A 24,517-nucleotide genomic window follows, 5' to 3' on the forward strand; every position below is an offset into this window, starting at 1 on the left:
CAAATGGTTGAACACGCATCTCACCGGGAGTTTGACGGGACGTTAGTCACGGCATCATTCGGGAGCGAAACCGTCGAACGGACAGCGCGGGAGGAATACCGTACGCTCCTCGACGAGCACGATTCTGAGGAAGTACTCGTCATTACGGGGGCACCGACGAGTACGGACACGTTCCGGGAGACGTTAGGTGCGGAGTTGCCGGGTGCGGCGACGCCGTACGTGACGTCGCTCGTCGTGCATGCGACCGATGTCGTTAATCAGACCGATGACCGCGTGATTCTCTCTGACGCGCTGCGGCGAGAACTCCTCCACCGGTTCCTCGCTGACTACGAGTGGGAGACAGAGTACCTCCAGCGGGCGTCTGACCAGCCGTCATTCATCGAAGACGTGGACGCGGTGATGAGCACGATCTCCTGGCAAACGGTCGCCCCTGACGAAACCCCGGAACTCCGTGACATCACTACTGCGCTTGACGCGTTCCATGATTGGCTCGCTGAGCACGATCATATGGAGCGCGGCCAACTCATCTCGGAAGCGCTCGATGTCCTCTCAGGGGATGACCGCGACGATGTCGTCGATTTCGAGGCGGTGCTCGCAGTCGAGTTTGAGGAGTTCTTCCCGCTCGACCGTGCGTATCTCGACGCGCTCGCAGGGGACTGTGAGATCGTCTGTATCGCCGAGGAGAACGCGAGTGTGCGCCGCACGTGGGTCGAGACAGGCCCTATCACGGAGTACGTTTCGTTCAGCGAGTCGCGCCGCGGGGCGTCGGAGACACCCTTAACGCGGCCGGCTGCCACGGCAGCGTATTTCGCCGATGAGGCGGTTCCGGCAGACCCAGAGACGGGGTCGGTGTCCGTCCTCGCTACAGACTCCAGTGACGAGCAACTCGCCGAGGTCGCCAACGAGATTGAAGACCTTGTCGCGCGGTCGGACTGGAGCTACGACGACATCGCTGTCGCCACGAAACAAAGTGGGAGTACGGTTACGGACACGATCGAAGCGCTGGAGCGCGCTGGGGTTCCAGCGGAATCGATGACTGTCACTGGGTTTGGTGACGATCCTGCGATTCGGGAACTCCTCGCTGCCGTCCGGCATCTCGCAGCGGACGGGGAGGATGACGTGCCCGACCACGGGCCGGACCTCGATACGGAGCGCTTGGAGCGCGTCCGCGAGATGGACAGCCTCGAAGAGGGGATCCGTTGGTGGGCGACAGACTCAGGGTTGAAAGAACGGATCGCGGAGCGAGCCTCACCCTTGGATGCGCGCTCGCAGTTCGGGAACGTCCGGCGGGCGTTCCGAATGGCCGAGTTCCTCGACGACACCGGGTTCCTGGACGCGACCTGGGAGTCCTTCGAGGCGATGCTCGAACGCGCCCACGAGTACGCCCCGCAGCAGAACCAGACGAGTGCGACGGACCTCGACGGTGGCGTCCGCGTGGACCACCTGCAAGCTATCAAGAACGAGTCGTTCCGCGCGGTGTTTCTCGTGAATCTCGTCGATAGCGAGTACCCGGGTGACCCGTTCCTGACGCGGTTGTTCCCGACCGAGCGGGTTGCGTCGATGCCGGACTACCCTGGTGTCACGGACCTCGACGAAGGGGACGTGGATGCGACGTTCCCGACCGAATCGACGGCGTCGAGTCGGCCGTTCGCGCGGTATCACACGGAACACGCGCGGCGACGCCTGGCGATTGGGGCTGGCGCTGCGGACGAGCACCTGTACTGTTGTCTGTACGAGTACGAGGACACCGCGTTGGAAGAGCGTGCGCAGGCGTCGCGGTTCCTCACGGCAGCGTATGATGACCTCCCGTGGGTGTCTGAGGCCGACGAGCCACGGATCACGAGTGAGCAGGCAGCAGAAGACTATCTGCTGTCGCGGGTTGATGACGCGCTCGCTGAAGTCCGCCGCGCGAACAGCCAGGATGTGACCGTGTCGCTTGACGAGGTCGAAGCGGAACTGGGGGAGATCCAGGATGTGCTTGACGAGAGTGGCGAGCGCGGTGAGGAGCTTCGGAAGGCGTTGCGTGCGCGTGTCGAGTTCGCTAACGGGGAGGTGCGACGATGAGCAACGTGTCCCTCTCTCCGTCACGGTTGGCGACGTACGCGACGTGTCCCCGACAGTACGACTACAGTTACGTCCAGGACGTGAACGCGCCGGATCGCACCGAACTGTATCTCAACCAGGGGACGATTTATCACGAGACGATCGAGGAGGTGTGTGACGCGACCGACGCAGACGACTCGCCGGAGACGATCCACGAGCGCGCGATGGACATCTTCGACGCGAAGTGGGCCGAACACAGCACCCCGGCGGATTACGAGTCTGAGGCGCACCAGGAATACCAGCGTGTGGAGAACCGCGCTGGGATCAAGGCGTTCTTCGATCCGGATGGTGGCGACGGCATCGATCACGCTCGCCAGTCGGTCGCCACTGAGTGCTGGGTGGAGTGCGAACGCGATTGGCGTGCGCTGCACGGGAAAGCCGATAACGTCCTTCGAACGGAGGACGGGCTTCATGTCATCGACTACAAGCGGAATACCCGCGGTGTGCTGTCGTCCGGGACAGCAGAGTATCTCGGTGACCACCTCGATGGGGAGGGCCACGAGCCGAAGCGTGTCCGGAATGCGTTCCAGACAGCGGTGTACATCGAGGGCGTCAAGAACGAACCGTTCTACGAGGACGGGATGGGGGTCCGGTTCAGTTTCTACGGGTTGCTCAACAGTACGTCCTTCGAGAGTACGCCGACAGGGTACGAGGTGTCTGCCCGTGGGTATCCGCGGGAAACCACGGACATCTACGACGAGCACTACGACACGATCTGGGCGCTCATTCGTGCCGCGCACGACGGTATCACGAGCGAATCTTACGAGCCGGAGCCGTTCGACCTCATCAACGAGGAGGCGTGTCCGGACTGTGAGTATCGGGAGATGTGTGCTGACCGCCTCTCGGGGGAGGTGCGACGATGAGCGACGACGAGCATCCATCATGGTACCCGGTTCCGGAGGAGGACATCTCTCCGGAGACCCAACAGCAGGCGATCATCGACTCCGACGCCTATCCAATGCGGGTCTTGGCCGGGGCGGGGACGGGGAAGACGTTCACGATGGTGCGGAAGATCGAGTATCTCATCGACGAGGAGGACGTGTCTCCGGATCGGATTCTCGCGTTGACGTTCACGAACAATGCCGCGGATTCGATGCGGGAGAAGCTCAACGCGAAACTCGGGGCGGCCGGCTACGACATCGATGCGTACACGTACCACTCGATCTGCAACGAGATCCTCACCGACTACGCCTACGAAGCGGGGCTCGACCCGGACTTCGAGGTGGCGACGGACGCTGAGAAGTACGCCATCGTGCTGGATGTTCTGGACGACATCGAGTATCGCTCGGTCAAACCCAACGTGTATGGGAGTGACGGGTACGCGTCGGGTGCGGCGTCGAAGCTGCTCAACTTCATTGGCTCGATGAAGCGCAGCGGCATTACGCCCGACGACATCGATGCCTTCCTCGGGCCGGCTGACCGTGTCTACGAGGCCGCCGAGCTTTCCGAGCGTGTCGAGGCGATTGCCAGCGATCATCTGGGTGGCCGTTCCGTGTCGAGCGTGCTGGACTCGCTCCCTGACGCACGCGCTGACCTCGTCAACGAACGTGACGAGTTGGGGACGGAGGGAATGGAAGCCAGCGTGCGCGACTTCTTCGACCGACTCGTGGATCTCTGCGACGCGCTGGAAGCGGCGTTCGAAGCCCACGAGGCGGGTGACCGGGAGTTACCGGAGAACGCGTATAAGCTCCCGAAATACCTGCTCGGCGGTTACGCGAGTGGTGCGCCGAAAGGGATTCCGGACGATCTCGACCTCGAACTCACGGGCCATCTCGCTTCGTTCCTCTCGGACTGTCTCACGGCCCGTGACCTCACCGCGGGCTACGCGGCGTACGAACGCGAACTCGACGAGCGGAACCTCATTGACTTCGATGGGCTCGTCGTGGAGACAGCTGCCCTGATGGACTCGCCTGTCGGTGAGGAGATCGCTGACAGGTGGGACTACGTGTTCTGCGACGAATTCCAGGACACGGATCGCCTCCAGTTCGACCTCGTCACCTCACTCGTCACTGAGGACAACCTGTTCGTCGTCGGGGACGACGACCAGGCGATCTACGAGTGGCGCGGCGCACACGTCGCCAACATCACCGACGAACTCGACGCCGCGTTCGACGCACTCACCGACAAACCCCTGGAGGAGAACTTCCGGTCTCGACAGCCGATCCTCGACCTGGCGAACGAGGCGATCACGAAACTCGACCACCGCGAACGACACAAGACCCTGACCCGCGTCGACGAACCTGAATACGACGGGGACACTGTCGCAACCGTCGAACTGCCAGACGATGATGCGGATGTGGACGGCGCAGGCCAGCTTCGCACCGTCGTCCAGAATTTGCTGAGTGGCGCCGCAGACGCTCTTGACACGGCATACGATCCGGGCGATATCGCGCTGCTCGTCCGGAAGAACGACCACGCCACACCCATCATCGAGGAATTCGAAGACGCCGGCATCCCATACCAGGTGGCCGGCGATTTGGCCACAGAATCGGTCGGCGTCGGGACTGTCACGGCCTATCTGAAAGCGCTCGCGCGACCCGAAGACGAGGTGAGTTGGAATCGCGTCCTGCAAATGCGGTACCGCGTGTGCGACACGGACCTCCGTACCCTCAACACGGGCGACGAGCCACTCGTAGACACACTCCGGGAGACACCGCTTGACGAGTTCGAGGAGCCCGACCGCGTCGCGGAGGCGCGCGATCACGTCACGGAACTCCTCGAGATTCGAGACTCGGCGTCGCTCAGCCACCTGTACCGTGAACTCACGGACCTCACGAACATCGAGTGGTACCTCAGCGAGCAGGAGCGCCGCGATCTCGCGCAACTCGAAGACGTCATCGAACAGTACGGCGACAGTGCCGTCCAGCCGCCACTGACTCCGGAGTTCATCGACTCGCTCGAACACTACGACTCGCTCTTCGACGAGAGTGGGTCCACTCCGACGAGTCAGCCGGACGTCGCCGGCGATGCAGTGAACGTGATGACCATCCACAAGAGCAAGGGCCTGGACTTCCCGGTCGTCCTCATCCCACAAGTCACGGCCGACGAGTGGGCACCGAGTTCACGGACGTACGACGCGCTCGAGACAGGCCTATCGGATGGCGCGACCGCGGCATTCGACGAGGATTACCTCACGCGCGATGCGAGAGAAACACGACGCGTGTTCCACGTCGGGATAACGCGCGCCGAAGACATCCTCGTCTTGCAGGGCGACTACGAGGACGACGCCGACGCTGATGAGGAGGGTCATCCCATGACTGATGTGGTTCGAGAGATGCTGCCGCCCCGGATTCCGTGGCAACCGGAACGTGGCCATCTCCCAATTTGGGCTGACGTGCAAGAGTGCCTCCCAACTGCGGCGGTCGATTGGACCGACACCGTAGCGAAGAAGACGGTTGGCGGGGTTGGGGGGACAGTCCGTCATGATGGCGACGAACTCGCGGTCGAAACGGCACGCGACCGCGTGTTGAATCTCGCCACGGCATCGCTTGACGGTGACCTCACAACAGACGGTGACCGATCGACACTCCATGTCGAATCACTGACCGGGCCGCCGACACCGAAACCGTCGCTCTCACACAGTTACACGTCACTGGCAGCGTACGAGGAGTGTCCGCGCAGTCACTACCTTGACTACGTGGTCAACGCCTTCCCGGATTACCAGGCATCGACGGAGGCGGCTACTGACGGGGTGTCGCAGCGCGAGATTGGGCTGCTCTTCCACCACACCGCAGAACAGGCCGCGAACCAGCGTGCCCAGAACCGCGAGGAGTGGTACGAGATCTGCGAGCGACTTGCTAGTCAGCGCCGCGCCGAGGAGGCACTGCCTGCGGCCAAGCAGTGCATTGACCGGTACTTCGAGTTAGATATCTCCGAGTACGAGGTCATCGATGCTGAACGTGAATTCGAGATTGACCTCAACGGCCACGAACTCACGGGGTATATCGACGCGGTCTACCGAACGCCTGATGACGAACTGGTCGTCATCGATTACAAGGCGACCGAACGGCACCGAGATTTGGATGACGACAAGCAACTCCCGATCTACCTGCTCGCGTGCCGTGACTTATACGACAAACCGGTTGCGCGCGCCGGATACGCGTATGTCGGCGAGCTTGGGCCGAAAATCGAATCTCGACGCTTCAGCGAGGGTGACCTCTCGGCGGTCGAATCCGACGTCACGACGATGATGAACGAAATTTCGAACCTGTCGTTTGAGCGGTTTTCGTCTGGCGATCACTGTCGCTGGTGCCAACACAACCAACTGGCCTGCGCGCCAGAATCATTCCCCGTCGGCCCGGGCTTCGAGGAGTGACGTAGCGGAGTCCACATGAACACTATTGTGATTGCCCCGTTTTTGTGACACAATGGCTCGCATCTGGATTACTAACGGGACGCCGACGATGCCCGGCCTGCTGAATCCGCTCGCTGCGGCGTGTGATAACGGCTATGTTCCGGATGAAGCGCGGATCCTCTCGAATCCCGGTGTTGCGGAGTCAGTCGCGGCCGCGAGCGACATGTTTGAGACGATCATTGATGCTCACGGTGGGGATGCGGCTGTCTCGGAACACCGTCTCGAGACGGAGACGGATTTCCAGGGAATCATCGAGTTCTACCGGTCGGCCATTGAGGCCGCCCACGAGAACGGTGATGTGATTGCGGTCGATGTGACACCCGGTCGGAAGTTTATGTCTGCTATCGCGTTTCAAGCAGGCTTCCGATTCGGTGCCGACCACGTCTTCTACTTTTATCGGAAAAGCGGTGCGTACTATGGCGACCTCTACTCAGAGATCCCACGGACGGCGACCGAACTCATCGACTTCACGGAGGTCATGTGATGCACGTCGCGCGCCGCCGTCTGATGGTCCTGCTGAACGCACTGTACGACCAGGGCGTCGATTCGATCCCCATCGAACATCCGTGCAACGATATTGGAGAACTGGTCAAGATCGAGTTGGAAGACAACGGGGAGGCGACGGTTCGGTTCACGCAGGGGTCGGTGACTTATCAAGACAACCGGGAGACGATCCCTGCGAAACACGGCGAGGCAGCCTACCAAGATCTACCGGACGCCCAGACGTACACCCGCATGATGGTCGCCAGCGGGCACGTCGAACTGAAGAACATCGATGAGGTCGTCGAATTCGTCAACCGCCACGGATATCCCGATCTAGAAGCCGGGAACGACCCCGTCGTCGTCGGTCTTGACGCAAATATCATGCCGTGGCGTCTCCCCGAGGTGCTTGACTTCGACAGCGAAACGGGTGAGACAGACGGGAAGGGGCGGCGACCGACTAACGGCTATGCATTGGCGACGGGCGTCAAAGAGGAGCTTGACTGGCACTTCAAACAGGACAATACCCACGAACTCACCGCGGCGTTCGGCTCGGAATTCGAACGGCTCGACAACCAGCCAGCGGGAGCGAACCGTGAAGGATTGCTCGGGTTGTACGAGTATCGGCGGCTCCGCACAGATCGTATGGTTGACGTCGTCGAGAGTGACACTGGTGATGAGGCGATTATCGATGGGTATCGCAGATTCAACGATGAAAGCCAGAAGCAGGCGATTCTGTTCAGCAACGATCACGGGTTCGTTGAGCGTAGTATCGATGCGGGAGTCCCAGCTCAAACTGTCCAGTACCCGGTAGATATGCCGCGTACTGCGACCGGGTCGTGGACGCAAGCGGCCGAGTTACTGTACTATCTCGCTGTACTCTTCGGTGTTGTTGTCCTCCCGAAAGTAACGGTATATGGCGTGTGGAACGGGAAAGACGGTCGCCACTGGCAGCACGAACAAATCGATATCGATTGTCGAAGCCCGAAAACTGAAACGCAACTCGAACGGGATCTGACTATTCTCGACGCGAAACCGTGAATTCGGGCGTATTGATGCTGGTATTGAGCAGTTCAGTCTCACCCCTTGATAAAGGAGTAACCAGACGAATCACTACTTCAATTCATTCGCTTCAGGCGTATTCTCAGGAAACAGTGGGGGGAGTGCAATGACCCTTGGCTGACGAGCTACTACCTGTTTTTCGACTCAAATTTGCGTGCCTTTAACAGGCACAGAAGACTACATCAGTTGTAGAACGACTGTATATTGCATATCTGGAAGAATTCAATAAATAGATCCTGAGACCGGGATACTTCAGAACAATAGTATGAAAGACGTAGAATCACGACTCATACAACAGATCCTCGCGCATGATTCCGGAGTGTTGTCCGTTGAGGAGTTATCGTTCCGTAATACAGATCTCACAGAGGGTCACATAGAAACGCATCTGCGCAGTCTCCATGATGATCGGATCGTCACGCCACTTCCTGCTGATCCGGAACAAGAGGGGATGCCAGACGTCTTCTGGGCAGTCACCGATCACGGAGTCAGATGGTTAACAGATTCCGGGTTGTGGGAAGAAATTGAGGTGCTCTCTGAAGCCGACACCGCGCTCAATAGATCGCAACGGATCCGCGACATAGAGACATTTGATGGCCGCCCAGAACACACGTATGAGATGCTTCCCAGTGGTTCCTCTATGTGAACAGATACGACGATCCGCCAACCCCGCTCTCCGTCAAGGGTCGCGCTTGGCCTCTATTTGTGAGTTCTTGGATCCCCCGTAGTTACTCCAATACTACCAACTAATGCTCTACCTCCTTCTGCTCATATTCGATAGTTCATCTTCCGTGTTCCCGATGCGCTGCCGGCCGTAAACCACGTAGAAGTCGTGGCTCGGTGACTCGAATCGCCATGTCGAGGGTGGAGAGTTCCTTCGATCGGTCGTCAAAGATCATACTCTGAGAAATCATTATCACGATAAGACTTACGCCGACTTCTCGGTATCGACGACACCCTCACATTCATGAGCTGGTGACTGCTCTATGCGGTATGGCAAGTGCGGCGTCGCCGCTCTCGGAACCACGTGTGTTGGCACACGCGAAGCGCCGTCTGTTCCCCGACGACGCCGACGACGGGTACGCAGTAGTGGATACCCAGTTCTCTTCCGATCAGTGGCTCGCCAACGAGTCCATCGATTCGGACATCACGGATGAACTAGCGCCCTTCAACCACGTCCAGGTCGGCTCCGGTTATCCCGACCTCGTCGGCGTGCGTCTGTTGGGTGACGAACTACTGGCCGTGGACCGCCTCGGTGATGACCCACCGCTAGTGGTCGTCGAAGCGAAAGGCCATACGAATCGGAGCGCCGCCGATGTCGAGCGCGGGATCGTCCAGGCGTACGACCGGCTCCACGAAGCGAACGCCGCGTACGTCGCAGCCCCGGCGGACACCGTCTCGCAGTCCGCCCGCACGCTCGCTCGTGAGCTGAACGTCGGCATCCTGGGCGTGACTCCCGACGGCACCGTCGAGCCGGTCGAAACCCCGCGCGTCGTCGGGAACCGAACAACTACCGAAACGACGGCCATCCGATTCCAGGCCAGCGCACAGGGCGTCGCAGGGAAGTCGTTCGGCCTCAATCACCCGAAGAACTACCTCGCGTATCCACTCGCTGTCTACCACGACCGAGAAACGGAAGGGGTCCTTGCGGAGTACGTCGTGCGTGCCGTCGATGACGCCAGAACCGGGGCGGCCTTTTTGAATCTCATCGACGATCAACCCACCCAGACTCGGCTGACACCCCTCGGACGGGAGGTCGTCCGGTTCGCCCTCCGGGAATACGGGTCGGTCGATGCTGCGCTTCAGGTATTCGACGACTGGAAGCTCTCCCGGGAACGGTTCTGTGACCTGGCGCCGAAGTGGGGGATGCTCACCAGACGCGTCGTCTACGATTATCCGGCGACCCAGTTGCTCGTCGAGGAACTCCAGCACATGCACGAGGACGGGATCACCGAACCGAGCCTCCCTGACGTCGTCGAGTACCTCCACGAGTTGCATCCGTCGTTCACGATCGAATTGTTCGTCCGCGGAGACGACGACGTTCGGAGTCGAGTCCTGAATGCCGACGGGGAGTTACAGCGAGATGCCCTTATAGACGGAAATATCTATCATTCGCCGACCGTGTTCCAGCTGAAGGCGATGCTGTATCACGCCGGGATCTTGACTTCGCGGGGCGCGGAACCGTCGAACCTCGAGCCACAGAGTGACGTCTGGGCATTACGCGAGTCGATATAGAGCTTGCGAGCGAACTAGCGGAGGATTGTCTGTAGGTTCGAGATTCGCACTCCTAAGCCGATTATAGAAATGCACTCAGCACGGGCGTAATTCGATTCGGTTTCGCTTCTAAACGTGCTCGCCAAGCGTTATTACTCAATACACGAATTGTGAATTGTATGTCGAAAGCCGCCGGAGATCCCGAGCGTGCCATCAACGGCCTCCTGTCGGTCGCCCAGCTCTTGGAGGAGCCACGGGAGGCGCGCCTCTACACGTTCGTCCTCCGAGAGGGGGAGGTCACTATTGACGACATCGTTGACGCATTAGAAATACCGCGAACGACCGCGTACTCGGACATGAGTACGCTCGTCGAACTTGGGGTGCTGATGCGAAATGAGGAACAGAAAACGCACACGTATTCGGCCGTTCCAATCACCCTCACCGTCAACCTCGACGGCGACGAGTATACTGTCACGCCAACCCTCATCGAGGCATTCGGACGCTCGCCCCGGGATCAGGATCTTGACCTCCTGCTCGAAAAGCACGGCCTGGGGAAGCTCGCAACCGCACTTACCTACGCGATCCCTTATGCTGAAGGCGAGATCTCGGAACGAGTGGCTGCCCGGGGACTCGACCTCCAGCACGCCTTCGCCATCGCCGTCTTGCAGGCCCTTCGGGAGGTCGTCCTCGACATGAAGGCAGTCGATCCGTACTTCGAGGATATGCAGAGTGCTCGCAGGCAATCCCCCGAGACAGAGGACTGAGGGGGAGCAGCGATGCGTGACCATTCATCTGATCCAGGAGGATGCCGTCGAACATGCAATCGCGTAGTTCGTAGAATCCATTGAGTAGCTAGTCGGCGGCCATCTATTGAGTTGAGCTATATGTTTGGCTGGTATTTTTCACTATAGTACATACCCTGAAAGTATTATCATGCTGTCTATTTCAGCAGAGGGCTCAACGTCGGGGTTGTTCTGTTGTTCGTTGCCCCACGAGGGTTTCGAGATTCCACTAGTCTCTCGTGGTCGGGTTTTCTCGATTGCCCCTGGGGCAAGTATCCGCCATTTTATGTATCTGGCCTCCGTTAGAGTTGGTTGTCACGGTAGGCAATCTAGGAAGGTCGGGGTTCGAGAGGGCTAGAACCGCCAGAAAGCGGCGACCTCTGTTCTAGGCCTCTCACGGCAAGGACCAGGGTTCAAATCCCTGACGGAGCACTCCCATTCCTTCGCTGTCTTGCGATCTACCTGTTTCCTCGGTAAGCACGTTACACTGACTCGAATCGGGATTCACTCGGAGTGAGCGGCGTCGACGACAGCAGCGTCGTCACGGAACGATCAGCAGCACAACTCAACGGACGCCAGTTCTACAGGCGGAGCAGGCCGAGTACCGCCGAGCGTGACCTCGGGCGTGCAGCCGTGACCCGCGACGCCGTTCGGGATTATCAGGCCGCTGGTCGCGTGGGCGTGTCCGATTAACCCACGGGAAGCCGCGGGGGTGTACGGGAGCCTCCGTCTTCCGTGATGACGAGACGCCAACGGCGTCTCGAACCACTGCCCTCGAGGCGGTTCACGAACGCGCCCGGCAACAGCATTCAGCGAGGGGGAGTGGTACGCGTATGCGGGGTTGAGTTCGGGTTCGGTGACGGTGCCGCGGGTCTCGGTTTCGAATCGGTCGCCGTTCACGCGGTGGTGCAGACCGGTGACGGCGACGGCGCCGAGCGTATCGCCGCCGGGCGGTAACGCGTGCGGCGACCGATCTAGGCCGTCGGTGTTCTCCTCGTCGTTGGACGCGACGCCGCCGGCGAGCCCTCTGTGTTAGCGCTTGTGCGTGAAGATGAGCGCGCGGTCGGCATCGACGCCGACGCAGAAATCGAGTTGCTGGGAGAGGTTGAGGCTCGTGGGGTTCTCCTTGCAGACGACGAGGTCGTCGAACGGCTCGTCGCAGGCGGGGCAGGCGACCGAGACCGTGTTCTGGTAGGTTTTTAGCGCGCGGTTCTCCTCGCGCGGCGTCAGCGAGGCGGTGAGCTCGTCGAGTTCGATATCGTCCATACGCACTCACTGGCCTGAGACGACATAAACTCTCGGCGCCACTTAGGGGTCTGGAAGGTCGTAGGAGGCGTCAGTGAGGTCTTCGGAGGCCGTCCAGAGTCGGCGCGCGGCGTTCTCGTCGTGGCTGCGTTCGCTCGACTCCTGCTGCCCGGGGTGGCCGCGCATGTTGAACAGTCCGGTCGGGCCGATGTACTCGCCGCCGTCGATATCCGGGTTCGTCGCGGCGTAGAGGAGCGGCCACGCGCCCTGTTCGGCGCTCTGCGCGAACACGGCGTTCGCGGCTTTCATGGCGAGCGTGCGGAGGCGGCTTCCTTCGGCTTCGGGGCCGCGGAGTTGGAGGTTGGTCGCGGCGTACCCGGGGTGGCAGGCGACGCTGGTGACGCTCGCGCCCGCCGTGCGGAGGCGGCGGTCGAGCTCGTACGCGAACAGGACGTTCGCGAGCTTCGACTGCGCGTACGCGGTCCACTTGTCGTAGTCGTCCTCGCTCTGGAGGTCGTCGAAGTCGATGCGGCCGCGCTCGTGCACACCGCTCGACTGGGTGACGACGCGGGACTCGTCGTTCGTCTGGCGGAGGACTGGGAGGAGGTGGGCGGTGAGCGCGAAGTGCCCGAGGTGGTTCACGCCGAACTGCGTCTCGAACCCCTGCGCGGTCTCCGAGCGCGGTATCGCCATGACGCCCGCGTTGTTCGCGAGGACGTGGAGCGCGTCGTACTCCGCGCGGTACCAGTCGGCGAACGCCCGGATCGAGTTGAGGTCGGCGAGGTCGAGGTCGCGTACGGTGAGGGACGCGCCCGGGTACTCGGATTCGATCTCGCGTTTCGCGTCCCGGCCGCGGTCGGTGCTCCGGCACGCCATGACGACGTGCGCGCCGGCGGCGGCGAACGCCGTCGTCGCTTCGAACCCGATACCGCTGTTCGCGCCGGTGACGAGGACGGTCTTCCCGGCCTGTGAACTCATGTCGGCGGGTGTCCAGTCAGACATACGTCGTCGTATGCTCGCGCGCCACATAGGCCCGTGGCCCGACTGGGGGCGTGTCGGTTCCAGAAAGGATATGTACCGAACGCTACTGGATACGAACGAGTGAGACTTGTGAGTACCTTCCTACTGACAACGGCGGTGGTTGGATGAGTCGGTTCGACCGCCTCGTCACCGCCGTCACCGACCACAGCAAGGCCGCGATAGCGATCATGGTGCTGTTGACGGTCGTCGTCGGCGCCGGCGCGCCGATGGTCGAGCAGTCGTCGTCGCTCAGCCAGTTCCAGAGCGACACGACGGAGTCCCAGAAGCTCGACTACATCCAGGAGAACTTCCAGACCGGCGACCAGAACACGACGACCGTCCAGATAATCATGCGCGGGGAGAACGTCCTCGCGAAAGAACAGCTCCTCGACAGTCTCGCCCTCCAGCAGTCCATCCGGACGAACGAGACCGTCGCGCCCTCGCTCGTGAACAACTCGCCGACGACGGGCGTGGCGAACATCGTCGCGATAACGGCGATCCGCCAGGAGCAAGCGGCCGACATCGAACAGCGGCGGCAGGTTCTGAACGAGACCGCGGCGGAGCTCCGGCGCGCGCTCACTGCCCTCCGCCAGAACCCGAACGCGTCCATCGAGGCGGCGTTCACCGACGTGCGCGCGAGCACGGCCGTCGAACTGAACGACACGGACTACGCGACGTTCGAGGCGGCGGCCCAACAGCTCCGGAACGCCTCCAGCGAACAGGCCGTCCAGCAGGCGTACACGCTCGGCACGCGCGGCGTGCTCGCGGAGGAGTACGCCGCCCTCCAGGAGCGCGCGAACGCCCTCCGGAACGCTGAGACGCCGCCGCTGGCGGAGCAGAAGAACCAGCTGAGATCGATGAACGCGAGCGCGGTCGAATCGCTCGTCACCACCGTTCTCCAGAACGGGAACGGCGGGAGCGGCGGCGGCGTGCTCGCGTTGATGCCGACCGACTACGAGACCGGGAGCGCGTCCGCGGAGGCGACGATGATCGTCGTCACGCAGACCGCGCAGAGCGACAGCGAGATGGGGTCGGCGAGCGACCGGCTCGTCGAGACCCAGACGGCGATGCAGGAAATCGCCAACTCCCGGAGTGACGGGAACACCTACATGGTGTTCGGGCCGGGCATTATCGCCCAAGAGATCACGCAGTCCATGACGGACAGCGTGCTCATCGTCGGCCCGCTCGCGCTCATCTTCGTCCTCCTCACGCTCGTCATCGCGTACCGCGACCTCCTCGATATCGCGCTCGGCCTCACCGGCATCGTCGCGGTGCTCGTGTGGACGTTCGGCTTCATGGGCTGGGCGGACATCGCGTTCAACCAGATCTTCATCGCGGTGCCCGTGCTGCTCATCGGGCTGAGCATCGACTACGCGATACACATCTTCATGCGACACCGCGAGGAACGCGAAGCGGTCGGTGAGGGGCCGCGCGGGTCGATGCGGGTCGCGCTCGCCGGCGTCGGCGTCGCCCTCGTCTGGGTGACTGCGACGACCGTCATCGGGTTCCTCTCGAACCTCGTCAGCCCGCTCCCGCCGATTCAGGACTTCGGCATCGTCAGCTCCGTCGGTATCACCGCCGCGCTCCTCGTGTTCGGCGTGCTGATTCCCGCGCTGAAGGTCGAGCTCGACGAGTTCCTCGAATCCCGCGGGTTCGACCGGAAGAAGCGCGCGTTCGGAACGGGCGGCGGCCGCCTCGGGAAGGCACTCACGGTCGGCAGCACGGCGGCGAAGAAGTCGCCGTGGCTCGTCATCCTGTTCGCCGTCCTCCTCAGCGCCGGCGGCGCGTACGGCGCGACACAGGTGGACACCTCGTTCAGCCAGACCGACTTCATCGCGGAGGATCCGCCGGCGTGGATGGAAGACCTTCCGGAGCCGTTCAAACCGCACGACTACACGGCGAAGGAGAACCTCCAGTACGTCAACGAGAACTTCCTCCGGCAGGACTCGCAAGCGCAGATACTGATACAGGGAGCGGTGGCGAGCGACACCGCGCTCGAACGCCTCCACGACGCCCAGCAGGCCGCAGAGCAGAAGAACGTCACCGTCGAGCTCTCCGGCGGCGAGGCCGCTATCACCAGTCCGCTCACGGTGATGGAGCAGGTCGCGGCGCAGAACGAGACGTTCAATCAGACGTACACCGCCGCCGACACCGACGGGAACGGCGTCCCCGACCGGAACGTCGAAGCCGTCTACGACGCGCTGTTCGCCGTCGCGCCCGACCAGGCGAACGGCGTCATCCACCGCACGTCCCCCGACGACTACCAGGCGCTCCGGATGGTCGTCTCCGTCCAAGGCGGCGCGTCCGGCGAAGCGGTCACCGAACAGATGCGCGCCGTCGCGGCGGTCATAGAGGGCGGCGGCCTCACCGCGACCGCGACCGGGCAGAGCATCCTGTTCAAAATCGTTCAAGACCAGCTCCTCGAAACCGTCATCGAGAGCCTCCTCGTGACCCTGGTCGCCATCGTCGTCTTCCTGATGGCGGCCTACCGTCTCACCGAGGGGAGCGCGACGCTCGGCCTCGTCACCTTACTCCCCGTCGTGTTCAGCGTCGCGTGGATTCTCGGGACGATGTACCTCGCGGGAATCCCGTTCAACGTCCTCACGGGGATGATCACGAGCCTCACGGTCGGACTCGGGGTGGCGTACAGCATCCACTTGAGCGAGCGGTACAACCAGGAACTCGAACGCCGCGGAAACGCGTTCGACGCCCTCACCGTCGCACTCAAGGGAACCGGCGGCGCCCTCCTCGGGAGCGCCGCGACCACCGTCGGCGGGTTCGGCGTGCTCGTCTTCGCCGTGCTCCCGCCGCTCCAGCAGTTCGGCATCATCACGGGCATGACCATCATCTACGCGTTCCTCGCGGCCGTGCTCGTCCTCCCGAGCCTCCTCGTCGTCTGGACGCGGTACACCAACCCGCTCGGCGGCGACGAGTTCGAGAACGGCGACGACGCCGAGACCGCAGTCGATATCGGCGAGGGCGCCGACGCGCCGACTCGCGAGGCGTCGCCACGGTTCGTTCAGCCTGGCGGCGAGGCGACGGTCGTCGTCCACCTCCCCGACGTCGCGGGGCGCGCGCTCCTCCGCGAGGACGCGCCCGTCAGCTCCCTCGACCACGTCGACCCCGAACCGCTCAACACCACGGTCACCGATGGCACGCTGTACGCCGTCTGGGAGACCGCGGAGCCGACGCCGGCGCGCGTCGAGTACACCGTCTCCGTCCCGGGGGACGCCCAGGACAACGAGACCGTGCGCTTCGCCGGCGAACTCCGCACTCCGCGCGGCGCGACGAGCGTCGAGGGCGACGGGTTCGTCACCGTCGTCAGCGACGTGTTCGAACGCATCGTCAGCGAGGGCGAAGTCAGCCGGCAAGACCTCGCGCTCGCCGCCCAGCAACTGGAAGCGGGCGCGCTGTCGCCCGAGCAGTACGAACGCATCCACGAACAGTGGCTGAACCAGAACCAGGACGAATGAACGAGTCGGCCGCGGTCGACGCCCTCGCCCGGCTCGGCCTCTCGACGTACGAAGCCCGCGTGTTCGTGGCGCTCCAACGCCTCGGCACCGGCACGGCGAGCGACGTCGCCGAAGTCGCGGACGTCCCGCGTTCGCAGGTGTACGGCGCGGCCGAAGACCTCGAACACGCCGGCCTGCTCGAAGTCCAGCAGACGACGCCGCGGCGCTACCGGCCGGTGTCGCTGGACGCGGCGCGCGACCACCTCCGGGAGCGCTTCGAGGACGACCGCGACCGCGCGTTCGACTACATCGAGTCCGTGCAGGGCGAACTCGCTGACGGCGACGAGAACCGGGAAGCCATCTGGACGGTCACGGGAACCGACGCCGTCACCGACCGAATCGCCGACGCCGTCGAAGACGCCGACGACCGCGTGCTCTTCGGCACGGGGAACGTCGCGTTCTTCCCGGACGCCGTCCGGGACGCGCTCGTCGACGCGGCCGACCGCGGCGTCGCCGTGCAGATCGTGAGCGAGGACGACGCCGTCATCGCCGCCGCGTCCGATGCGGGTCTCGAAACCAGCGGGCTCACCACGCCGATGGAACCCGCGCCGCCGTCGAGCCGGGTCGCGCTCGTGGACGGGAACACCATCGTGCTCGGCGTGCACGACGGCGAGACGGAGACCGCGATGTGGAGTGCGAACTCGCGGTTCGCGTCCGTGCTCACCGAATCCCTGGAGACCTGGTTCGCGAACGAACTCGACGTGTAGCTCCCGGAACTTATTCCTCGCCGCGCCGTCGACACCCGGCTATGCCATCCCCCGCTATCGACGCGACCGGCCTCACCAAGCGGTACGGCGACGAGACCGCCGTCGACGGCCTCGACCTCTCCATCCCCCAGGGCACGGTGTACGGCTTCCTCGGGCCGAACGGCGCCGGGAAGACGACGACGATGCGGATGCTGACGACGCTCACGAAGCCGACGCACGGCACCGCGTCCGTCGCCGGCGCGTCCATCGACGACCGGGACGCGGTGGTGAAGCGAATCGGCTACCTCCCCGAGGAGCCGCCGCTGTTCGACGAACTCACCGGCCGCGAACAACTGGAGTACATCGCGGGCCTCCGCGACCTCCCGGCCGCGGACGCAACCGAACGCATCGACAGCCTCCTCGAACGCTTCGGCCTCGCCGACGACGCCGACAAGCGCATCAGCGCGTACTCGAAGGGCATGAAGCAGAAGGCCGGCATCGTGCAGGCGCTCCTCCACGACCCCGACGTCGTCTTCCTCGACGAACCCACGTCGGGCCTCGACCCGCGGGCCGCCCGCACCGTCCGCGACACCATCGCCGACCTCGCCGAGGACGAAACCACGGTGTTCCTCTCCAGTCACATCCTCTCCGTCGTCGACGAACTCGCGGACACCGTCGGCGTCCTGTTCAAGGGCGGCCTCGTCGCCGAGGGCGGCCCCGACGCCCTCAAGAAACGCGCCGAGACGGGCGAACAGCAGAGCCTCGAAGACGTCTTCCTCGAAGTTACGACGGAGGTAGACGGCACGTGAAACCCCCGAACGTCGGACACGCCCTCCTGTTCGCGCGCGTCGAGACGAAACGCCGCATTCGCGTGCTCCTCCGAAGCCGCCTGCAGGCCGGTGCGATCGCTATCGCCGGCGTCTTCCTCTTCGTGTTCAGCGGTGCCGCCGCGCTCGGCGCGTTCACCCTCGCGGACTCGCTCTCCGGCACCGTCGACGCCGAGATAGTTCGGTACGGCCGGCTCACCGCCGCCGCGCTCGTCCTGGCGTCCACCGGCCTGACCGGCATCCGCATCGTCGGCGAGCAGGGCGAACTCGACCACGAGGCCGGTATGCTCACCACCATCCCCTACCGGGACGGCGTGCTCGGCCTCCTGCTCGCGGAACTCGTCGGCGTCGCCGCGTACGCCGCGCTCCCGACGCTCTGCGTGTCAATCGCGCTCGCGGCCGGCTCCGGGTCGGCCGCGCTCGGCGCGTCCGTCCTCGTCGCCGCGACGACCCTCGGCGTGCTCGGCACGGCCACCGGGCACGCGCTCGGCTACGCGCTCCGCTACGCGTTCACCGCGAGCAGCCGGCTCGCGAAGTACAAGACGCCGCTCGGCGTCGCGGTCTTCCTCGCCTACATCTACGTCGTCGGCGTCTCCCAGGACGCCTCGTTCTTCATGCCTCTCCTCGACGCGGTCGGCGCGACGCCGCTCGGCTGGGTCGGCCTCCTCCCGTTCGCGGTTATCGGGGCCGCTTCGGTGACTGACGCCGCGATCGGCCTCGCGGTCGCCGTCGTCGCGATCCCCCTCCTGCTCGCGGCCGCCGTCCGCGGCGCGGGTGCCGCCTGGTACGTGGACGAAGCGCACACGGACTCGCGGGTCGAACGCGACGAGACGTCGGTCTCGGCGGGGCCGCTCGAACGCGTCGTCGGCCGGCCGTCGGCGTGGGTCGCGCGCACCGCGTGGACGCGCGCCCGACGCGCCCCCATCAAACTCGTGTTCGTCATCTACCCCGCGTTCGTCCTGCTCACCCCGGTCACGCAGGCCGTCCAGACCGGCGAGATCCCCGCGACCCTCCCCGCAATCTTCGCCGTCTACGGCGCGTGGGCCGCCGGAGCCGGGTTCGCGCTCAACCCACTCGGCGACGAGGGCGCGATGCTCCCCGTCACCCTGACGAGCGGCGTGCCCGGCCGGTCGCTCGCGCGCGGCCTCGTCGCCGCCGGCGCGCTTGCGGGCGCAGTGGTCGTCCTCCCGCTCGCCGTCGGCTCCGCGCTCCTCGTCCCCTTCGACGCCGTCCAAGTCGCCCTGCTCGTCGTCGCCACCGGCGCGCTACTCGCCGGCGCGAGCATGCTCGCCACCGGAATCGGCACGTTGTTCCCGCGCTTCGAGGGCGTCCGCATCTCCCGGAGTCGCCGCGTCGTCACGCCGAGCCTCGTCGCGTTCGGCGTCTACTCGTTCGCCCTGCTCGTCGTCGCCGCACCCGGCCTCGCCACCCAGGTTCCCGTGGTCGCGGACGCGCTCGCCGACCGTCTCGGTCTCACCACGAGCCTCGTGCAGGCGCTCGGAACGCTTCTCACCGCCGTGCTCGTCGGTATCTGTGGCTACGCGAGCTACCGGGTCGCCGGCGCGAACATAGACGACTACCGGCTCTAGTCCTGCGGCGCTGCGCCTTCGGCGCGTCCCGCGTCGGGGTCGACGGTCTCCGCGACCTGCGTGTACACGAGCACGAACCCGAGCACCGCGAGCAGACCGCCGAACACGAACGGCGCGGCGTAGTCGAACGTGTAGAGCACGCCCGCCGCGAGCGGCCCGATGGCGGTGCCGAGGCCGAAACTCATCGTGAGCACGCTCAGCTTCGTTCCGGAGTCGCCGTGTCGCGCGAGGTCGCCGGCGAGCGCGAACCCGGGCGCGAACACCATCGCGCCGGCGACGCCCTGCACGAACCGAGCCGTTATCATCTCCGCTGGCGTCGTGACGAACCCCTGCACGAGCGTCGCGGGCGCGAGGATGGCGAGGCCGAGAAGGATGAACGGCCGGCGGCCGTACCGGTCGCTGAGCCGTCCGACCGGCACCTGCACGAGCACTTGCGCGAGGACGAACGCCGCGAACTCAACGCCGAACAGGAAGCTCCCCTGATCGAGGCGGGCGTTCACCCTCGTCTCGATGGCGGCGAGGAGCGCGATGCCGATGGCCATGAAGAGCGACGCGAGACCGAGCGTGAACACGGGGTCGAGCACGCCGCGGTTCGCGGAGTTCAAGACCTCGATGGAGAGGTCTTCGCCCGCGCTCGCCTCCGTCTCCTCCGCGTCCTCCACGAGCGCGTACACGAGGAGCGTGGCGACGAGCGCCGCGCCCGCGGCGAACGCGAACGCCGCGTTGTAGCCGTAGAGGTGGACGAACGTCCCGGCCGCGATGGGGCCCATTCCGAACCCGAGCAGCCGGAACGTGTTGAAGACGCCCATGCTCTCGCCCCTGCTCGTCGCCGAGGAGAGCTCGTTCACGAGCGCGACGGTCGCGGGAACGGTGAACGCGACCCCGAGGCCCTGCAAGGCGCGGATGCCGAACAGGCTGAAGTAACTGCCCGCGAGGACGTACGCGAGGTTCGTTACGGTGAGGATGGCGAGCCCGGCGATGATGAAGATTTTCCGCTTTCCGACGCGGTCGCTCCACCGGCCCGTGAACGGCTGCGCGAAGCTGTTGAGGAAGCCGAACAGGGAGAGCACGACACCGGTGGCGAGGCCGAGCGAGAGCGTGGTGGAGAGGCCGAACAGCTCGACGAACACGCCCGACTCGCCGCCCCCGACGAGGTGTTCGATGTAGAGGGGGAGAACGACGATGAGGAATGAGTTCCCGATGGCGTCGGCCATCCGGGCGAGCGCGAGGACGATGATGCGGCGGTCGGTGTCGAACACGCCCATCAGACACCCCCTCCCGCAGCACGCGACAGTACGGGCTCAGCGAACAGTTCCGACATACTGACCGATTGTTCAGTCCGCGGCAAGTAGGTGACGGCTTCGGCGGACTACTCCCCGCTAGACCCCGCCTGTGCGGCCCGCCCTGCGCCCGCCTCCACGCCGCCGTGCTTGCGCATCACGACGTGCGGGAGCGCCGCCGAACCAGAATCGAGCGTCACGCGGCGCACGCACTCGTAGCCGTTCGCGTCGTAGAACCCCACGGCGGGGAGCGCCGCCCACACGGAGAGCGCCTCGCAGCCGGCGTCCGCCGCCTCGGACTCGAGTCGTTCCAGCAGGCGCGTCCCCACGCCGTCGCGGGCGTGATCGGGGTGGACGGCGACGCCGCTCAGTTCGCATCGCTCGGGCCGCACCCACCCCCAGCCGACGGAGTCGCCGTCGCGCTCCGCGACGAGGTGCACGCCCTCGTCGAAGTCGCACGCGTCGGGGTCGCGTTCGCGCGTCCAGTGAGCCAGTTCGTCGCCCGTGTAGTGTCCGGGGCCGAACGCCCGCGCCGCCGCCGTCCGCAGGGCGGCCACCGCGGATGCATCGGCCCGTGTCGCGTATCGCAGTGCCGTCATACTCCCACCGACGCCCCCCACAGCCCTTCCCGTGTCGGTCGTGCAGACCGGGTCTGTCGCTCGCCGGGACGCCGGAGGGGGGCGCTCCGAGCGCACCGTCGCGGGCCGCAGCCGCCACGAGCCTACGCGAGCGCGTCCCGCCACGACTCGGGGAGGTCGCGCGGCCGCCCCGCGTCGTCTACCGCGACCTGGGTCGACTGCGCGGTCGCGATCCGCTCGCCGTGCTGCGTGACCTCGTACGCGAGCGTGAAACTCGACGAGCCCACGTCCTCCGCGCGGACGGCCACCTCCACGCTCGTCGGTTCCGTCACGGGGCGCTCGAAGTCGAACTCCAGATGCGCGAGCACGACCCGCGAGTCGTCGAGGCTGATTCCGAGGTGGTCTTCGAGGTAGTACCGGCGGCCCTCTTCGACGAGCGTGGCGAACGTCGCGTTGTTCGCGACGCCCACCGTGTCGAAGTCCTGATAGCGCACGGCGACCGTGCGCGTGTACTCGAACATACTCCGGCGTCGGGCGGGGATCGTGAAAAGCTAGTTCATCGCGATCGCGGTCTCCTCGACGGCGTCCCCGAGCGCGTCTCGCACGCGCTCGATGGCCGCGCTGTCCGCCTCGCACGCGTTCTCCATGAGAACGGTTTCGCTCGGGAACAACCGTTCGCCGAGTTCGAGGCCGTGTTCGCGCGCCGTCGACCCCGTGACGGTGAGGTACGCGCCGACGCCCGCGTCCGCGATGGCGGCCTCCTCCTCGACGCCCGATTCGGGATAGACGAAGTCCAGGCCGTCGGTGGCGCGCGTGCCGAGTACGGCTTCGACGAGGCGCTCGTAGCGCGGACTGATGCAGAACGAGCCCTCGTAGTCCGCGACGAACTCGCGACCGAGGGTGTCGGTCGGCCCCGCGTCGACCGTCTCGTGGGTCGCCAGCAGCGTGTGGTAGACGGTGTCGCCGAGGCCGGTGACGACGCGCACGTCCGTGTCGTGCGGGTCGATGCGGTCGTTCACGTCCGCGAGCGACGTCAGCGGGTCGGGTTCGAGGCCGACGACCTCCTCGAGGACGAGGTCGGCGCTGTCGAACCCGAGCGCGAACTCGTGCGTGCGGAGCGCGCGGAACGGCTCCTCGCGACCGACGAGGTGGACGTCCACGTTCCCGAGGCCGATGGTGACGCTGTCGAAGACGACGCGGCGGGGGAAGCCCGCGCGGTCGTCGCGGAGGAGCGTGAAGTCGGGCGCGCGGTCGTCGCCGGGCGTCGAGTAGTCGGCGAGCCGGTCGTACACGCCCGCCGCGGCGTCCTGCTCGTCCTTCGTTACGGCTTTCTCGTAGCGGAGGACGTTCGACACGTCGTCCGCGACCGCCGCGGCGTCGTCGGGCGCGTCGGGATGGCCAGCCAGCCGGTCGAGAACGGCTTCCAGCGGGCGGCCCTTCCGCGGCACGGCGACGTGGACGGTCTCGCTCATCACGTGAAGGAAGCGGCCGCGTCGGTTTACTGATTCCGGTTCAGTCGCTTCTCCATCTCGACGTGCGGGATGCCCGCCTCGTCGAACACGTCGCTCGTCGTCTCGTACCCGAGGTGGAGGTAGAACGACTCCGCGTGCGTCTGCGCGTGCAGGACGAGGCGGTCGTACTCTCCGCGCGCCGCGTCCTCCAACGCCTCCATCAGCGCCCCGCCAATACCCTCCTCGCGGCGTTCCTTCAGCGTCGCGACGCGCTCCACCTTCCCCGCGTCGTCGTCCGCCGGGCGGAGGCGCGCGGCCCCGACGGGCGTTTCGCCGTCGTACGCGACGAAGTGCCGGGTTCGTTCGGCCTCGTCGTAGTCGTCCCACTCCACGTCCTCGGGCACGCCCTGTTCCTCCACGAACACGTCGCGGCGCACGCTGAACGCGTCCGCGCGCTCCGCGTCGGTCGTGGCTTCCGTCACCCTCACAGGTCCACTCGGTCACCGATCTCGACGGTTTCGAGCCGGTTCGGCGCGTCGAAGCTCCGGACGTGCGGTCGGAGCGCCTCGGGGTTCGCGGTGAGGCCCTTCCACATGTCCCAGTGGGTCGGGAGCAGGCGGTCGAGGTCGAGCTGGCGCGCGGCCTCCACGACCTCGGCCTCGTCGCTGTACCACTTCGTGTATTTGGGCTCGCGAGTCTCCTTATCAGGAAGCATGCCGGGCGACCCGAACGCGAGCGCGCCCAGGTCGATGTCGTACTCGTCGCCGACGCGCGCGAGACCGTCGTCGGGCTTCGTGTCGCCGCCGTGGAAGAACGTCCCCGTCTCGTGCTCGAACACGTACGAGACGGGGTCGGTGGCGTCCGGGTCGTGGGCGTGCTCGACGTGCACCGTGAACTCTCCGAGTTCGAACGAGTCGCCCGCGGAGACGGTTCGGAACTGGTCGGTTCTGAGGTCGTAGGCGGACTGCCAGTTCGCCTCCTGGGTGACGGCGACGCTCGCGGCCGGCCCGTAGAAGGTCGCCTCGCTGTTCGACAGAATCGGCCCCTGCGTCTCGCCGTGCACGTGGTCGGTGTGCTCGTGGGTCGCCAGCACCGCGTCCGCGTGCGCCACGTCGGCGGGGTCGAACGGAACGGGAATCATCCGCACCGTCCGCGGCGGGTCGCCCGTCCCGACGTAGGGGTCGACGTAGACCGTGGTTCCGTCGCGTCCCTTGAGCACGAAGCCGTTACAGCCGAGATACCAGACGGCGACGGTGTCCGGGTCGGCGGCCGCGACCGCCGTCGGTAGCCAGTCGCCCCAGTCGCTCTCCATACCGGGAGGGTGTGGCGGAATCGCC

Annotated in this window: 20 protein-coding genes; 12 read left to right on the top strand and 8 right to left on the bottom strand. The window is 64.9% G+C overall.

All coding sequences use genetic code 11. The annotated features are described in order from the left end of the window. Positions 1–3: 3 nt before the first annotated feature. From FQU85_RS09935 to FQU85_RS09970, 8 genes are all read left to right on the top strand, one after another. Positions 4–2,064 (top strand): DNA helicase UvrD, encoded by a 2,061-nt coding sequence (locus FQU85_RS09935; RefSeq protein WP_145847411.1) that lies wholly within the window; start codon positions 4–6, stop codon positions 2,062–2,064. After that, positions 2,061–2,966, top strand: a complete 906-nt coding sequence (locus FQU85_RS09940) for a PD-(D/E)XK nuclease family protein (RefSeq protein ID WP_145847413.1) — start codon at positions 2,061–2,063, stop codon at positions 2,964–2,966. The genes FQU85_RS09935 and FQU85_RS09940 overlap by 4 nt, the downstream gene beginning before the upstream one ends. Beyond that, positions 2,963–6,418: an ATP-dependent DNA helicase gene (locus FQU85_RS09945; protein ID WP_145847415.1), complete on the top strand. Its 3,456-nt coding sequence runs from the start codon at positions 2,963–2,965 to the stop codon at positions 6,416–6,418. Before FQU85_RS09940 ends, FQU85_RS09945 begins: the two co-directional genes overlap by 4 nt. A 52-nt stretch (positions 6,419–6,470) precedes the next feature. Continuing rightward, positions 6,471–6,941, top strand: a complete 471-nt coding sequence (locus tag FQU85_RS09950; RefSeq protein WP_206022041.1) for a hypothetical protein — start codon at positions 6,471–6,473, stop codon at positions 6,939–6,941. Further along, on the top strand, positions 6,941–7,978 hold the full coding sequence (locus tag FQU85_RS09955) for a hypothetical protein (RefSeq protein WP_145847417.1): 1,038 nt from the start codon (positions 6,941–6,943) through the stop codon (positions 7,976–7,978). Before FQU85_RS09950 ends, FQU85_RS09955 begins: the two co-directional genes overlap by 1 nt. Before the next feature lie 286 nt (positions 7,979–8,264). Continuing rightward, complete coding sequence (locus tag FQU85_RS09960; protein WP_145847419.1) at positions 8,265–8,642, top strand: hypothetical protein; 378 nt, start codon at positions 8,265–8,267, stop codon at positions 8,640–8,642. A 347-nt stretch (positions 8,643–8,989) separates the two neighbouring features. Next, a complete protein-coding gene (locus tag FQU85_RS09965) occupies positions 8,990–10,231 on the top strand; it encodes a hypothetical protein (protein ID WP_145847421.1) in 1,242 nt (413 codons plus the stop codon). A gap of 158 nt (positions 10,232–10,389) precedes the next feature. Next, positions 10,390–10,974: a TrmB family transcriptional regulator gene (locus FQU85_RS09970; protein WP_145847424.1), complete on the top strand. Its 585-nt coding sequence runs from the start codon at positions 10,390–10,392 to the stop codon at positions 10,972–10,974. 1,050 nt (positions 10,975–12,024) lie between these two features. On the opposite strand, the gene FQU85_RS09975 is transcribed toward FQU85_RS09970, so the two are convergent. Both FQU85_RS09975 and FQU85_RS09980 read right to left on the bottom strand, forming a co-directional pair. After that, positions 12,025–12,258, bottom strand: a complete 234-nt coding sequence (locus tag FQU85_RS09975) for a hypothetical protein (protein ID WP_145847426.1) — start codon at positions 12,256–12,258, stop codon at positions 12,025–12,027. Positions 12,259–12,300: 42 nt separating this feature from the next. Beyond that, on the bottom strand, positions 12,301–13,239 hold the full coding sequence (locus FQU85_RS09980; protein WP_145847428.1) for an oxidoreductase: 939 nt from the start codon (positions 13,237–13,239) through the stop codon (positions 12,301–12,303). Positions 13,240–13,382: 143 nt separating this feature from the next. Here FQU85_RS09980 and FQU85_RS09985 point away from each other — a divergent pair, with 143 nt between their 5' ends. Genes FQU85_RS09985 through FQU85_RS10000 form a run of 4 tightly spaced genes read left to right on the top strand, consistent with a single transcriptional unit; the run spans position 13,383 to position 19,871 of the window. Next, positions 13,383–16,730, top strand: a complete 3,348-nt coding sequence (locus tag FQU85_RS09985; RefSeq protein WP_145847430.1) for an MMPL family transporter — start codon at positions 13,383–13,385, stop codon at positions 16,728–16,730. Further along, complete coding sequence (locus FQU85_RS09990) at positions 16,727–17,476, top strand: TrmB family transcriptional regulator (protein ID WP_145847432.1); 750 nt, start codon at positions 16,727–16,729, stop codon at positions 17,474–17,476. Before FQU85_RS09985 ends, FQU85_RS09990 begins: the two co-directional genes overlap by 4 nt. A gap of 41 nt (positions 17,477–17,517) precedes the next feature. Beyond that, the gene (locus FQU85_RS09995; RefSeq protein WP_145847434.1) at positions 17,518–18,264 is read left to right on the top strand and encodes an ABC transporter ATP-binding protein; all 747 of its coding nucleotides are present in this window, start codon (positions 17,518–17,520) and stop codon (positions 18,262–18,264) included. Continuing rightward, positions 18,261–19,871, top strand: coding sequence for a hypothetical protein (locus FQU85_RS10000; RefSeq protein ID WP_145847436.1), 1,611 nt, complete (start codon positions 18,261–18,263; stop codon positions 19,869–19,871). The genes FQU85_RS09995 and FQU85_RS10000 overlap by 4 nt, the downstream gene beginning before the upstream one ends. On the opposite strand, the gene FQU85_RS10005 is transcribed toward FQU85_RS10000, so the two are convergent. The 6 genes from FQU85_RS10005 to FQU85_RS10030 form a co-directional block, all read right to left on the bottom strand. Beyond that, entirely contained in the window at positions 19,868–21,136 is a 1,269-nt protein-coding gene (locus FQU85_RS10005) for an MFS transporter (protein ID WP_145847438.1), read from the bottom strand. The two genes, FQU85_RS10000 and FQU85_RS10005, sit on opposite strands and share 4 nt — an antisense overlap. 104 nt (positions 21,137–21,240) lie before the next feature. Then, the gene (locus FQU85_RS10010; protein WP_145847441.1) at positions 21,241–21,750 is read right to left on the bottom strand and encodes a GNAT family N-acetyltransferase; all 510 of its coding nucleotides are present in this window, start codon (positions 21,748–21,750) and stop codon (positions 21,241–21,243) included. 122 nt (positions 21,751–21,872) lie between these two features. After that, positions 21,873–22,250, bottom strand: a complete 378-nt coding sequence (locus tag FQU85_RS10015) for a thioesterase family protein (RefSeq protein WP_145847443.1) — start codon at positions 22,248–22,250, stop codon at positions 21,873–21,875. A 30-nt stretch (positions 22,251–22,280) separates the two neighbouring features. Further along, on the bottom strand, positions 22,281–23,201 hold the full coding sequence (locus tag FQU85_RS10020) for a hypothetical protein (RefSeq protein WP_145847445.1): 921 nt from the start codon (positions 23,199–23,201) through the stop codon (positions 22,281–22,283). Positions 23,202–23,227: 26 nt separating this feature from the next. Continuing rightward, on the bottom strand, positions 23,228–23,668 hold the full coding sequence (locus FQU85_RS10025) for a GNAT family N-acetyltransferase (RefSeq protein ID WP_145847447.1): 441 nt from the start codon (positions 23,666–23,668) through the stop codon (positions 23,228–23,230). Continuing rightward, positions 23,665–24,492 carry an MBL fold metallo-hydrolase gene (locus FQU85_RS10030; protein WP_145847449.1) on the bottom strand — a complete coding sequence of 276 codons (828 nt, stop codon included), beginning with the start codon at positions 24,490–24,492 and terminating at the stop codon, positions 23,665–23,667. The genes FQU85_RS10025 and FQU85_RS10030 overlap by 4 nt, the downstream gene beginning before the upstream one ends. Positions 24,493–24,517: the final 25 nt, after the last annotated feature.

The organism is Salarchaeum sp. JOR-1 (assembly GCF_007833275.1).
Lineage (GTDB): Archaea > Halobacteriota > Halobacteria > Halobacteriales > Halobacteriaceae > Salarchaeum.